This window comes from Terriglobales bacterium (assembly GCA_035624455.1).
GTDB lineage: Bacteria > Acidobacteriota > Terriglobia > Terriglobales > Acidobacteriaceae > DASPRM01.
Genome location: DASPRM010000137.1, coordinates 1 through 13,586 on the forward strand (window position 1 = coordinate 1; position 13,586 = coordinate 13,586).

The 13,586-nt window shown below is 58.1% G+C and carries 8 protein-coding genes; 5 read left to right on the top strand and 3 right to left on the bottom strand.

Annotated features, from left to right (window positions below; all coding sequences use genetic code 11):
* Positions 1 to 847, top strand: an 847-nt coding sequence (locus VEG30_15540; protein HXZ81341.1) for an RHS repeat-associated core domain-containing protein, incomplete at its 5' end; no start/stop codon positions are given.
* 11 nt (positions 848 to 858) lie between these two features.
* Positions 859 to 1,224, top strand: a complete 366-nt coding sequence (locus VEG30_15545) for a hypothetical protein (GenBank protein ID HXZ81342.1) — start codon at positions 859 to 861, stop codon at positions 1,222 to 1,224.
* A 1,804-nt stretch (positions 1,225 to 3,028) separates the two neighbouring features.
* On the opposite strand, the gene VEG30_15550 is transcribed toward VEG30_15545, so the two are convergent.
* Positions 3,029 to 5,665 carry a protein kinase gene (locus VEG30_15550; protein ID HXZ81343.1) on the bottom strand — a complete coding sequence of 879 codons (2,637 nt, stop codon included), beginning with the start codon at positions 5,663 to 5,665 and terminating at the stop codon, positions 3,029 to 3,031.
* Positions 5,666 to 5,780: 115 nt separating this feature from the next.
* Here VEG30_15550 and VEG30_15555 point away from each other — a divergent pair, with 115 nt between their 5' ends.
* Positions 5,781 to 7,442 (top strand): tetratricopeptide repeat protein, encoded by a 1,662-nt coding sequence (locus VEG30_15555; protein ID HXZ81344.1) that lies wholly within the window; start codon positions 5,781 to 5,783, stop codon positions 7,440 to 7,442.
* A gap of 159 nt (positions 7,443 to 7,601) precedes the next feature.
* A complete protein-coding gene (locus tag VEG30_15560) occupies positions 7,602 to 8,273 on the top strand; it encodes a PEP-CTERM sorting domain-containing protein (protein HXZ81345.1) in 672 nt (223 codons plus the stop codon).
* Positions 8,274 to 8,339: 66 nt separating this feature from the next.
* Here the strand turns inward: VEG30_15560 and VEG30_15565 are convergent, their stop codons facing one another.
* Both VEG30_15565 and VEG30_15570 read right to left on the bottom strand, forming a co-directional pair.
* Entirely contained in the window at positions 8,340 to 9,890 is a 1,551-nt protein-coding gene (locus VEG30_15565; protein ID HXZ81346.1) for a glycosyltransferase family 39 protein, read from the bottom strand.
* Positions 9,891 to 10,058: 168 nt separating this feature from the next.
* Positions 10,059 to 11,825 carry a M48 family metalloprotease gene (locus tag VEG30_15570; GenBank protein HXZ81347.1) on the bottom strand — a complete coding sequence of 589 codons (1,767 nt, stop codon included), beginning with the start codon at positions 11,823 to 11,825 and terminating at the stop codon, positions 10,059 to 10,061.
* 714 nt (positions 11,826 to 12,539) lie between these two features.
* On the opposite strand from VEG30_15570, the gene VEG30_15575 reads away from it, so the two are divergent.
* Positions 12,540 to 13,190, top strand: coding sequence for a TetR/AcrR family transcriptional regulator (locus VEG30_15575; protein ID HXZ81348.1), 651 nt, complete (start codon positions 12,540 to 12,542; stop codon positions 13,188 to 13,190).
* The last annotated feature ends 396 nt before the right edge of the window (positions 13,191 to 13,586 follow it).

The following is a 13,586-nucleotide window of genomic DNA, read 5'->3' on the forward strand; positions in this document are numbered from 1 at the left end:
TGCTGAGACGGCGGGAGCAGGAAGCAACACAGGGCTCGATCACACCTGGTATCGACAGTACTCCTCTTACTTGGGCCGCTGGATGACGCCCGACCCGGCGGGCATGGCGGCGGTCGATCCCGGCAATCCCCAGACCTGGAACCGCTATGCCTATGTGAACAACAATCCAACCAATTTCATTGACCCGTTAGGATTGCGGGATTGCTTGCCAAGCGATTCTATTTGCGTTACAGAGCCAATGCCTCCAGGACCTGATCCGATCCTCGACCTGATCGGTTACAACGGCTGCAGTATATTCAGTATGTTTTGCGGTTCCAGTTTCCCCCGTCAATCTGGACAGCCAACTCGGGGAAATCCCGCCGGTAATGCGAGCACCGGCATTATCCCCCACAAGTTTACGATGTCTCCATCACAGCCTAGGCCAACGTGTTTGCAGGTCTTTACGAATGCTATTCTTAATCCTCCCGTTGATTCTGAGCAACTGGACAGATTCAAGGCGCTTGTACAGGGAGCATTCCAAGCTGTGGCGGGCGTATCCCGGACTGCGGCTGACGTCAATTTCAATGCCGCACTAGCCAGGGGATCAACACTCGCAGCAGCTGCCGCCGCTGCTGGCAGGGTGACCGTTCCGTTCCGTTCCACCGTCTTCAAGGGTCTGCTCACTCGTGCGCAATCCTTACTCGACTTCGCAGAAGAGGCAGGCAGCGAAGCGGCTGCCGGAGACGCAGGTTTTGCAGTCCTTGACATACAGCTGTTTACGGCCCTGAAGGTCGAACTGGAATCGTGGGAGTCCGGCGGATGCATTACCGAAAAGGAAGCGATTAAAGCCATCCTGGGAATCAACTGAAGGAACCGTCGATGAAGAAGTGGCAAGACTCACTACTGCTGACCGCGGCGGGAATTCTAGTTGTTATCGCGATGTTCGGCTCCGACTGGTTGTTAGGGAGAACTGGACTCAGCAGGGTGTGGCAATACTTTGTGATGGTCAATGTTGCCTTTTTTGGCGTGATAGCCTGGCGACTCCGCAAATGCTTTCGGAATGCCCGTTTTTCAGTTTTGTTTGCGACTTGGGCGCTAGCCCATACAACATTTTATTACGTCACTACCCGAGAGGGAATTGTCCCTGCCTTAGCATGGCTTGTTCTTTTTCCTCTCGAAGCGATGCTCATCATAAATTTGATAAAGCCACTTTCGCCCGAACGAAGGAACAACGGCGGGGAATAGAACGCCCGACCCGGCGGGGATGGCGGCGGTCGATCCCGGCAATCCCCAGACCTGGAATCGATATGCATATGTGAACAACAATCCAACGAACGCTACTGATCCGATGGGGCTGGCCCCGCGACCGTTCTGTGGTGTTACCCGAAGCGGGGAATACATCTGCATACCGCTGACCGATTATGGAAACAAGTCTAGCCTCGGCACAACCGGCGATGAGTTTGATAAACAAGCCTGCAGTTGCGGAAGGAAGTTGGTATTGGAACGACGGCTGGCATGAAGTGGTGGTGGGAACCGGGTTTGATCTATCTGATGGAGTCTCGACTGGTGGCAGCGGAGGTTCACTTGGTAGAGGGAGCACAAGTCCGGTGACCTGCCCCCCCAAAATCCGCACACAGCTGAATATGATTTCATAGCTGCGGCTGAATTCACTGGGAGCCCAGTCGATGTCTTCAGCCCTGCTGACCCGAGCCCCATGGGTCCGCTGCCATATGCCGACATCACAAATCCGCAATCGCTCAACAAATACAGCTACGCGTGGAATAACCCACTCCGACACACTGATCCGGATTCGGTAGCGGTACTCATGAGTATCGCCCAGTCCACGCAACGATCATACGTGCGGAGAACGCGTGCCATCTACCTGTTGGCTACGTTCAAGACTGAACAATTAGAAGACGCACTTGCTGAGCTGGCAGCGCACAATAGTCCTGAGTTTCGTTATCCAGCATTGCAGGCGTTTGCCAGGTCCTGCACCGTAGGTACAACCCTTCGACGCTTACAACCGAATCGCCTGAGAAGACGGGGTCTCCTAACACTTTAATCAACTCGCTGAATCAGCGACTACTAACTATAAATCGAAGCACGCCTACGGTTAGATCATAGGCAAACACTGCGAAGTCCTTGCGTGGCAGAGGTGGGTGGGCGCCGGACTTAGAGAGCAAATCCCTCGATGCAGCTAGAAGCTTCTCAAGGGCACCCACAAACTCGGATTCCCCATCACCAAAATTACAGACCTCGCGGAGTTTCTTTATTCCCGCTGAAAGCTGGCCCTCACCTGTTAATTGACGGATCGTGGCTTGCAATCCGTTTCGGCAGTTCGAAATGCAATCTCCCCACGACGCTGGAGTACTCTCACCAAGTCGCTGTTTTGCGTTCGCGAGATATTCCGCCGCTTCAGCTAGACTCGACGAGCGGAGCAATTCTTCGATAGGTGCTTCGCCAGGTCGAGGGCGTCGGGCTTGACAACGGATGTACTCGCGAACGCAATTCGTGTCAGTGACAACCCATTTATCAGCACGCCCGCTTGCCGCACCCCAATCAATCTCATCACCCTCCTCAACTGCGACCGAGGGAGGGAATAAGAAATAGACCTGCCCGTCAGGACGTTCACATTTGAACCCCTGCTCCGAGAAAACCTGATTACCACGCCGTATGGATGCCCATCCCGCATTGTGATGATGGCGGACTTTCGTCAGCTCGTTGTGTATCCACAACTGAAGAAACTGATATTCAGCTGCCTTGGGCGACGGTCTTGTTGGGTCAGTCTGCATGTACATTATCTTCGCCTTTCACTTGGCGTTTCGAGTTGTGGAATCGGTGTGCTTGGAATGAACTTCTTCACGCCCAAGAAATTCCTGTGGCCTTCGCTACGCCAGCAAAATTTATGTGTACTCGTGAGAATTTAGAGGCTGCATGATTCCTACATGCGACAGTTTGATATTCGCTGCCAGCGTGAAAGGGTCTTCCTGTCAGCTGGGTGCCCCATCCTGAGCGCAGCGAAGGGTGGGTGAAAATCTCCCGCACCCAATCACTTCAGCCCCTGCACCAGGTACAGATCCGTGAGCTGCCGCCGATAACCGTATACGTACGTCTTGGCATCCGGCGTCAAAAGGATCGGTCCGATAAATTCCACTCCTGCGGGATCGGCCGGCTTGAGTTGCTTCCACAGGCTGCGCTGTCCCGTTGCCACTTCTACGCGGTAAACCTTGGCCGGCATCTCCGCCGTGCCGTAGACGTAAAGATAGCGCCCATCTTCACTCCAACTGATCGGCAGCTCTCCCGGCTGGAAGCCGGGGATTGGCCGGGCATCCCCACTTGGAAGCGGATACAGGTATCCCTTCTGATCAGGACCGACTGCAGCCACTAGTTTGTCATTCGGCGAGAGCGCATAAGCCAGCGCGTTTACCCCTTCTGGCGAAATCGGGGTTGGCGCTGCCGCGCCACGTGTGTGCAGGTAAAGCCGGGCACCATGACCGGGCTCGTTTCCGGAAATCACAAAACTCTCTCCATCACGCAGCCAGCGGCCATGCACATGATTAATATTGGTTGCCGGATACGGCTTCGGTTCCCCCGCCTTCGTAGGCAGCAACACCAGTTGCGTCGGCGTATTGCTCGACGTGGAGAGCGCCCACTCCGCATTAGGCGAAAGCGCGAACGCGCGGCCCTCGCCAAGGCGCACGGCAGGAGAACCATCCGTAGCCCGCAAGTACGCGCTGTAGCTGATGCCGCCGCCTGCCCCCTCCTCGCGAAACAGCAACAGCTTGCCGTCCACCGACAAATCCGCTGGATACGACCAGTCAAACCAGGAAAGGTCGCGTTCGGCAGCGTCGCTGTTGCGTAACCCAATCAGCCCGCGCCGGGAGTTGTCGCGCGCCAGCAACACCCGCCCATCGCGATGAATGTCCTGCAGCATCAGGTCGCCTGGCACGCGATCAAGTAATCGAGGCTGTCCACCCGAGGCATTCACTGAATAAAGAAGCTTATCCAGTTCCGAGCTGGTGGCTGTAAACCAGATCGCATTACCTTCGGGAGCCCATGCCAGCCCCTGCGTTGTATAGAAATCCGGAGTCAGGTTCTTTTTCTGGCCGCTCAGATCGACGACCGCGATCGATCCTCCATCGTCCCCTTCCAGCGGGTGATCGATAAACGCGACGCGATCGCCCTGGGGAGAAATCCTCGGGTGGCTGATCCAGCCTCCCGTCTCGTAGAGCACCTTGCCGATGGGAAACTCCAGCCGGTTGCGGCCACCCACATCACGCACAATCGCCAGGCTCTTGGCATCGGGAGCCCAGTCCGCCCATTGCACATCGTTCAGGATCTCGCGCGGCCCGCCGCCTGACAGCGGCACACGAGCCAGCGTTCCTACATGAATATAGGAACGTATCTGGCGGCTCCCCAGCAGCACCGCCATCTCGCCAGTGGACGAGATCGACTGTATCTCCGCTCCCTGCAATTCCAGGTCGCGGGATTGAGGACTCTCAGGACGCGTGGAGAACAGCTCCACCGGACCGCCCTCCCAGGCCGCGCTGTACACCACCGTCTGGCCATCCGGGGCAAAGCGGGCCATGCGAATGGTCCCGCGGCGAAACGTGAGTTGGTGATAAACAGGGTGCTCGCCATCCGATCGCCGGCCTCCCAGCCATGCTCCGGCAAAAACCGCAGCGGCGATAAGCACCAGCAGTCCAGCCGCACCGATGAGCCGTTTTCGGTTAACTTTCAGCCCGCCCGACTCCGCTTCTGCCGTCCCAACCCCTTCCGGCCGAGGTACGATTTTCGCCAGACGCGTGGAGTCCAGGTCGCGCTTCAGGCGTTTCAAATCAGACCGCAATTCCGCCGCCGACTGGCAGCGCAGGTCAGGATCCTTTTCCAGCGTCTTGTTCAGAATCTCTTCCAGCCGCGGCGGAGTTTCCGGATTAAGCCGCGCCGGCGGGACCGGGGTTCGGTTCAGAATGGAATCAACAATTACCCCCGAAGTGGCGCCCGAGAATGCCTGCTTCCCCGTCACCATTTCGTACAGCACCAGGCCGAAGGAGAACAGATCGCTGCGCGCGTCCAGGGTCTCTCCCCGCACCTGCTCTGGAGACATGTACGCGACGGTGCCGACGGCGGTGCCAGGGGTCGTCAGATGATGCTCTTCCACCAGCGTGATTCCGCTGGAATTCGAGGCGGCTGAGCGATTCTGTGGCGACAGCTTGGCCAGCCCGAAATCCAGGATCTTCGCCTGCCCGCGATTGGTAATAAAAATATTTGCCGGTTTGATATCACGGTGAATGATGCCCGACGAATGCGCAGCGTCCAGGGCATCCGCTATCTGGATCGCCAGATCCAGCACTTCCTCGATCTTGAGTCGCTTGCTCTCCAGGTAATGCTTCAGCGTCTTGCCCTGAAGCAGTTCCATGGCGATGTAATGCAGGCCGCCGGATTCTCCGATTTCGTAAATGGTGCAAATATGCGGATGGTTGAGACCTGACGCCGACCGGGCTTCCCGCTGAAAGCGCTCGATGGCCTGCGGATCCTGGGCCAGATCTTCCGGAAGAAACTTGAGGGCGACATGGCGCCTCAGCCGGCTATCTTCAGCTTCGTAAACCACCCCCATGCCACCGCCGCCTAGCCTCTCCAGCACCCGGTAATGGGCGATGTCGGTACCCACGCCAACTGTGTTCACGGTGCGCGCATGTTAAGCCACTGCCACACTTGCGTCAAACCAACTTGCGGACTGATTTTTCGGTATGATGAGCCCCACAACGCGCACCGCGTTTCAAGGCAGGCGGAGGTGCACCATGTGTTTTCGCTCCGGGCTCATTCTCGTCCTCTCACTGTCTCTGTTCTGCCTTCTTTCCCGCGCCCAGGAACAGCACGAGCACGCGCATTTCGGCGATCTGGGGCAAGTCGGCACGGTTCATTTCCCGACCTCCTGTTCTCCCGCTGTGCAAGCGCAATTTGAGCGCAGCGTTGCCATGCTCCATTCCTTCTGGTACGAGGAAGCGAGTAAGGCATTTCAATCCATTGCGGAGACCGATCCCAGCTGCAGCATGGCCTGGTGGGGTGTCGCCATGAGCCTGTGGCATCCGCTCTGGCCCGCGCCCGATGCCGAGTCCCTGCAGAAGGGCCAGACTGCAGTCGCAAAAGCACAGTCGCCCCCTGCCAAGTCCGACCGCGAACGTGACTATATCGCTGCGATTGCTGTCTTCTATAAGGATTACGACAAAGTCGACCACCGCACGCGTTCCCTGGCATACGAAAAGGCAATGCAGCAACTCGCCCAGCGCTACGCCAATGATCGGGAAGCCTCCATCTTCTATGCCCTCGCGCTCGTGGCCACAGCCCTGCCGACCGACAAGACTTACACCAACCAGCGCAAGGCGGGCGAGATTCTGGAGAAGGTCTTTGTCGAGCAGCCCAATCATCCCGGCGCAGCGCACTACATCATCCACAGCTATGACAATCCGGTGCTCGCCGAGCGTGCCCTGCCGGCGGCCCGCGCCTACGCTAAGATCGCACCCAACGTTCCACACGCCCAGCACATGCCTTCGCACATCTTCGTGCGGCTGGGACTGTGGCAGGAAGCCATCGCGTCGAATCTAGCCTCCGCCTCTGCTGCCCGCGATTACGAAATCAGATCGCACATGGATGGCGTCTGGGATCAGCGCCTGCATGCCATGGATTATCTGGTCTATTCCTACCTGCAAACCGGCCAGGAAGACGAATCTCGTCGGGTCGTGGAGGAGACCAGCGCGATAACCGATGTCAAACCGGCAGGCCTTGTGGCCGGCTATGCCCTCGCCGCCATTCCGGCACGCTTCAGCATTGAACGGCAGCGATGGGCGGGCGCGGCTTGCCTGACCTCTCGCCCTAATATTGGGCCGGCCGCCGGGGCCATCACCTGGTGGGGGCGCGCGCTGGGCGCCTCCCGTCTTGGAGATCTCGCCGCGGCTCAGGCGGACCTCGAACAGATTCAACTCCTGAAAAACATGCTCGATGCCAGCTCAAATCCCGACGCCCAGTATTGGGCCGGACAGGCAGAAATCCAGCGCCGCGAAGCAGCCGCCTGGCTCGCACACGCGCAAGGCCGTCACGATGAGGCGCTGAAACTAATGCGCTCCGCCGCCGAGATGGAAGATGCCATGGAAAAGAACCCCATCACACCTGGTTCCGTGGTTCCGGCGCGCGAGCTGCTGGCAGACCTGCTGATGGAGACCCAACAGCCTACTCTGGCGCTCACCGAATATCAGACCTCGCTGAAATCAGCCCCCAGACGCTTCCACGCAGTTTACGGTGCAGCCCAAGCCGCTGAATCTGCGAACCAGCCTGAACTTGCCAAAAGCTACTACACCCAACTCGTAGAACTGTGTTCGCAATGTCGGCCAGAAGACCCCAGTTTGCGCCACGCGCAGCAGTTCCTGTCTATGGAATTGAGCAGAAAATCACAGCCATCAAAGTAGGATTCGAGTAGAACCTCTAGCCTAACTTGGCACCGCAGTCGCTTTCTCAGAATTATTACGTTTTCTCGGGGAGGAGTGCGCGCAACGAGCAACCTCGTTCATCCAGAGCACATCTGAAGCGTCGCTTTAAGTCTGGGCCCATCTGTTAAGGAGTAAGCCATGCGCGGCTTTCGTCTCTCCCAGGCCACCTTTGCTCGTTCGCTCTCTCTGATCACGCTGATCGCATTGGCCGGCTGCCTGGCAATTACCCCTGCAGCTTACGCCGACCCGATGCAGTTTGAAATCACCTTTAGCCCAATTGCCAATACCATGCCGGCTGCTTCATTCGAGTTCACGGTGAATAATCCGAAGGCGACGCAAATGATGCCGTTCGGAAAGGTGACCGTCCTCAACAACCCCTGCAGTGCGGCAATTGACAACACCAACTCCATCAGCTCTAGCCCGAACCTCATCTTCGTGCAGTTGAAGTTCTGCACCTCCGCCCTGGATCCACGGATCCAGATCGACTCGCTCATGGCAATAGCTAACAGTCAGGGCACAGGCTTCACCTGTACCGCTGATGCCCTGCTGCCCGGCGGCAAGATTTCCGGCCCGAGCACCCCCTGTTCAGTCGGACCGGTCACCTCCGCCCCGCCAGTAGCATCCGCCCCTGAGCCCTCAGCGCTACTTCTGCTGGGCACGGGCGCCATCGGAATTTTCGGTGGATCGAAAATTCGCAAGCGATGGCAGAAATCCTTGGATAATCAGCCTCGCCAGTTGACTGGCCCTTCTCAAGAAATCTCGATTAACAGCAGCCGCTCTTCTCCGAGCGGCTTTTTTCTTGCGGTGTGAATTCCCGGACTGCGCCCGGCACAGGTGACTCCCGATGGCTGACCGCTGATCGCCGAAAGACTCCAATCATCCGTAGTAGCGAAAATCCTTCCAGAACTCAGGCCAGCTCTTGCGCAGCCCACGACAAACAAAAATATCGGGATGCTCCTCGGTCTCCTCATTCCTTACTCCGTAACGGTTCCATGTGTGGCCGACAAGCTCACAGTGCGTGAAATTCCGGTCGAGGAAGCGCCCCGATATACCAATCACGATCAATGTCTCCGGTGGAGGATCGCCGTAACCACGCTCCCAAAAGGAATTTATTCCGCTGATTGCGGTCGGCAACCCGTACTGCGGCCCATAAAGATTGATAGCTCCAGCCTCTCCATAATTACCCGCGAGGATGCCCAAGCGTGTGCGATCCTCTTCCGGCAGCGAATCGCGGATCTTGGCCGCAGTCTCAACCAGTTCCCGCCAGCCGATCTCTTCGCGGAGGTCTCCTTGAATCCTGACGGCAAGTTTCCACCAGCCAGACTGAATCGGCGCGATCGGCAGGGCTGTCGCAGCGACCACCAAAACATCGGCCACCAGCAGAGTCCACGCGACCGCCCGAATTGCCCTCGCCCAGCCCGGTCGCAGCGATTCCAGCCACTGCTCGCCCCATACACTGCCGGCCGCATACAACATCGGATAACCCGCGCCCAGGTAGTACCATCGGCCTTTGGCGATGACAAAAAGAATCAGCGGCACTAAATACATCCAGCCAAGTACGCGGAAGCGCTTCCCCAATTTCGACAGCAGGTAGTAATAAATACCCGCCATCGCCAGCGGAAATCCAAACATCGTCAGCTCTAATTGACGGGGTAGGAAATTCTTTGTGCGTCCAATGCGCACATCCCGCGCGTGAATATGCCGCAGGAACTCCAGAGATATGAAATGGTGTTGCGCCTGCCAGATGAGATTGGGCAGAAATATCAGTAACGACAGAGCCACACCACACCAGAGCCACTTGCTGGTGAGGTACCGGCGGGCATCCGTAATCACCACGCCCACGACTAATCCCGCCACCAGAAAGACCATGGTGTACTTCGACATCATGCCCAATCCGATGGCGCTCCCGATCGCCAGCCACCAGCGCGGATCATCAGACCTGAGGAGACGAAGCACAAAATATGCCACCAGCACCCAACACAAGTAGTCGAAGGAGACGTATTGCATTAGGGCGCCCGCGCCCAGGCAGAACGGCGTGGCGGCCACGGCAGCCACCAACTGAGCCCCTCGCCGCCCTCCCAACTCGCGCGCCATGAGCCCGGTGAGAAGTACGGCCAGCGCTTGTGCCAGAGCTGCAAACACTCGGAAACCCGCGAGCGAAGTTCCAAACACCACGAGCGACAGTCGAGCGAAGAATGGGGTCACTGGAGGATACGCCACGTAACCCCAAGCCAGGTGACGTGCGTCGTCGAGCGTAGCTAACTCGTCGCGGTGAAACCCGTATCGCCCCCCCGTCAAGAGATGGACGACCACAGTTCCTGCGGCCAGATACCCTAAAACCGCGAGATCACTGGACCACACAGATTTGCTGGTTGCAACAACTTCCTTTGGGAGAACTGAATTGCCGGCGCCGACCTGGGTATCCATGAACCAATCCTAGCCCAGGCACCCGCTTCGAAGCCGGGGTGCAGAAAGGAACTTGAGGGTGCCCCACTCTAGCCGTCCTTTGGCTAGGGTGGGGTAGTTCTTCGACCTATGGTGCCCCAGGTCCCCGCCATGTATCTCAGGGCTAACGTGGAATGGCTAGCATCGAGCCTACCGTGCCGGCGTCTCTCTTTCCGTATTCGCTTCGACCTTGACACCAGCAGGCGCTTCAGGTGCGGGCGCTGACTTGCTCGCCTGCGCCGAGGCTTCGACCTTCACGCGCGTCAAATACGGCGAGAGCGGTGTGATTTCCAGCGGCATTTTCTCCCGCGCTGAAAGCGGCGCGATCGGGTTGGCTTTCATCAGCTGCACACTCCCGTCCCAGGGGTCGACGTTGATGCGCCCTCCGATCGGCAGAGCTGTCACCTGCTCGATCTTACGCATATCGAGCTGCGGAGCCGCCGCCGCCAGTTCATTCATGCGCGTCACGCCGTCGCGCATGGCAAATCGATTTCCTAAGTGTGGATTGATGAGGTTCGGAAGCGTCGCCGAACGCAGCGACACCGTTTTTAAAAATAATCCCACGCTCGGCATCTTGTCCGCATAGGGTGAATTCTTCAAATACTCAAGCGCTTTCTGATCAGCCGCCTCTTCTTCAGCATTCGTGTGGGCGACAGCCAATCTGCGGAATACCTCCTGGTCAGGAAAAAAGGCTCGGTCGGCAAACGCATATTGCTCGTCGATGCGATGCCCGAGAGCGATATGTGCAAGTTCGTGAGCCAGCACTGCCGCCAGGCTGGCCTCATCCGGAAGAACGTCCAGCAGCCCGCGGCTGACCACGATCGTGTTTCCGGCGGTAAACGACTCCAGCGGTGTGGTAAGCAGCACGCGGCAGTGCACGTCGGTCAGCGTGTCCAGATGGTTGGTGATGATCAGGTTCTTGACAACTGTCTCAAGAACTTTGTCAACCTCTCCCGGCGGAGCCAACAATTGCGCGCGTTGCAGCTTCTCCAGAACCGTGTCTCCCGCCTGCTGCTGCCAGGCACGCGTCGCCTGGATCGGTGACATATCCCCTGGCGCCTGGGTCTGGTCCTTCACGTTCTCGGTCGCGTCCTCCACCGTGATGTTGGTCAACTCATCGGTGCGCATGCCGTGCGTTGGTTGGTATCCCCAGAAGCGTGTCTGGCCCTTGAGATGGACGGCATGCACCATGCCGAACTTCAGCTCCGACTCTTCGACGTAAACCATCGCCGGAAGCCACATTCCCGGCGCCGCTTGTGCCCGCCAGCTGTCGAAATGGAGATACCGGTTGGTCGCGGTGCTGGGTGTGCGCACGCCATTGAAGCGCACGATGCTGTAATCCTGGTCCTCGACCCAAATGCGCCCCAGAAACCGCACCCCGCGCCCGCGTTTGCTGGGAACGACGTTGAACACCAGACACCGCACCTCACCCAGAAACTCGCGGTGGATGTACTCGAAATCATAGTTCTGAGCGTTGAAGTTGCCGTCGTCTACCAGCGCGGAATAAAGAAAGCCGCGCCGGTCGAGCTTCACCCCCAGCAAGCTGAAGAATCCCGTCAACGAATCTAGCGTTCCCTTGAATGCCCCTTTGTGCTGCGCGTCCGCGAACGTCTTCTCCCTCACTTTGTCACTTAAATTGAGTTGACCCAGGAAATAGCGATCGTTCTTGGGGACAAACCCCAGCTCCCCATCCGGCTGCAGATACTGTACGTAGGTCTCGACCAAAGGCGTGAACTTTCGCAGGTTGGCGCCGAGTTCATTTTCCCGTTGGATGATGCGGTCCAGCACTGCGTTCACCGCCGGAGCCTGCGTCACTTGCGCCGGAGCATTGCCTGGATTGGAAGTCCCGGGACTAACCTGTCCCAGCAAGTGAAGGACGGAAAACAGGGACAGCAGCACCATGAATCTTGCTCGCATTGCCCGACCAGCCTTTCCCGGGATGTCGATCGCGCGCCCGGTTGAGGCTGGCGGGCTAACCCGAGCCGCAAGGGCGCTCAGGTGCGCGGGGTTCCCGATTTGCGTGGTCTATCGGTGAATCAGCTTTTTCGCCAGAAGCTTGCCCGGTTCTAACCCCGGGCCTGGGAAAACCACTCTGGCAAGCGAAAAAGTTTTCCGCAAGCCAGGCTGGGGACGAAGTCGGCAGGCGAGTGTAGCGCGTTGTCCGCAAGTCTACTCCAGTTCGTCGGGCTCGTGGCCCACTCAAGCCTTCTGTTGGCTTGAGTGGGGCTTTTCCATTGCATGGGTGCCCCAGGTTCGCGCCCCGCAGTTCGGCGCTAACCTGGGTAGGCATTCCAGCCGCACAGGGGGCAGCAGAGCATAGCCCGGCACATCAGTGCCGGGGATTGAAAGCAGAAGAAGATGTCCAAGGGACGGCACACACCTTCCGACCTGAGTCTCGCGAACCCGACGCCGCTACTCTAACCACCCCGCGCTCGCAACAGCCCAACGCCCAGCACCCCCAAGCCCGTGGCCAGCACCACCGCCCCAGCATAGGCAAGGTAGATGAAGGCGTTAGAAGCCTTCGCCCGGGGAGATAGCACGGAGCACCTGCTGGACCCCAGGCTTGATGTATACTCCGTATACATTCATGAGTCAGCATAATGCCTGTATGTATAGGCATAAATTCCCGGGATGAATTCCTCGGACCAAAGACGCCGGCGCCCCGCCCTGCAGGCCTACCATCACGGAGCTTTGCGCGCGGCAGCCTTAACTGAGGCCCGCCGCATTCTGGCGCGCAAAGGAGCCGACGCCGTGACGCTGCGCGCCATTGCCCGCAGCGTGGGCGTGACCGCCAACGCTCTCTATCGGCATTTCCAGAACAAAGACGCTCTTCTGGGCGCGCTTGCGGAAGAAGGGTTTCGCGAACTCAGTCAACGATTCCAGAGCATTGCGGAACGCGACCCGCAAGCCCGGTTCATCGAAATGGCCAGGCAGTACGTAGGGTTTGGCATCGCCAAACCGGCGCTGCTGCAAGTGATGTTTGGGCGAGCGATGGCCAGGCTTTCGAAAAACAGTTCCCTCGGCAGCGCTGCCAAGGAGGCATTCCTCGAACTGCTGCGAGGGGCGGCAGACGCCGCTGGCTTGCCTTTAGAGACGACTGACAGTTTCCAGTTGGCGATTGCCTGCTGGTCGCTGGTGCACGGCTATGCGACTCTGGCCACCAACGGCGCGCTGGATTCTCTCACCATCGGCAAGCGCCCGGATATTCGAGCCCTCGCCCGTTTCATCGAACTCAATCCCAAACAATGGCCGACCATATCCGCATCGCCCCGCACCAAATAGCGCCCGAACCGTTTCATTTTCCCAACAGGAAAATAAGCCCCTCACTGATTTCTTCAGTTGCAACCCACGCTTGCCACGCGCGATTAGTTGTGCAATTCTCCCGACTGCGCTTTCCTGAAGTTCCGCGTTCCGGTCAAACATCCAGCGTCCAAACTGATCGTCTCGGCCTATTCTCAAGTAGTGGCAAATTCACTTTTTCCGACCCGAAGGAGGTCAAACACCATGCTGACTCCACTCTTCACAAAATCGGCGAAATCGATTGCCATACCTGCTCTATTCGGGTTCCTGGCGGTTTCGATCGTCATCTCCCTGGCTTCGCTCTCCTGGGGCGCGAGCAAAGAAAAAGACGAGGAGACTCTGAAAAACGCAGCCACTGTCTTTCAGCAGGTGGTCAGC

Coding starts and splice junctions, on each gene's coding strand:
- VEG30_15545 (HXZ81342.1), top strand. CDS start 859: ATGAAGAAGTGGCAAGACTCACTACTGCTGACCGCGGCGGGAATTCTA.
- VEG30_15555 (HXZ81344.1), top strand. CDS start 5,781: ATGTGTTTTCGCTCCGGGCTCATTCTCGTCCTCTCACTGTCTCTGTTC.
- VEG30_15560 (HXZ81345.1), top strand. CDS start 7,602: ATGCGCGGCTTTCGTCTCTCCCAGGCCACCTTTGCTCGTTCGCTCTCT.
- VEG30_15565 (HXZ81346.1), bottom strand. CDS start 9,890: ATGGATACCCAGGTCGGCGCCGGCAATTCAGTTCTCCCAAAGGAAGTT.
- VEG30_15570 (HXZ81347.1), bottom strand. CDS start 11,825: ATGCGAGCAAGATTCATGGTGCTGCTGTCCCTGTTTTCCGTCCTTCAC.
- VEG30_15575 (HXZ81348.1), top strand. CDS start 12,540: ATGAATTCCTCGGACCAAAGACGCCGGCGCCCCGCCCTGCAGGCCTAC.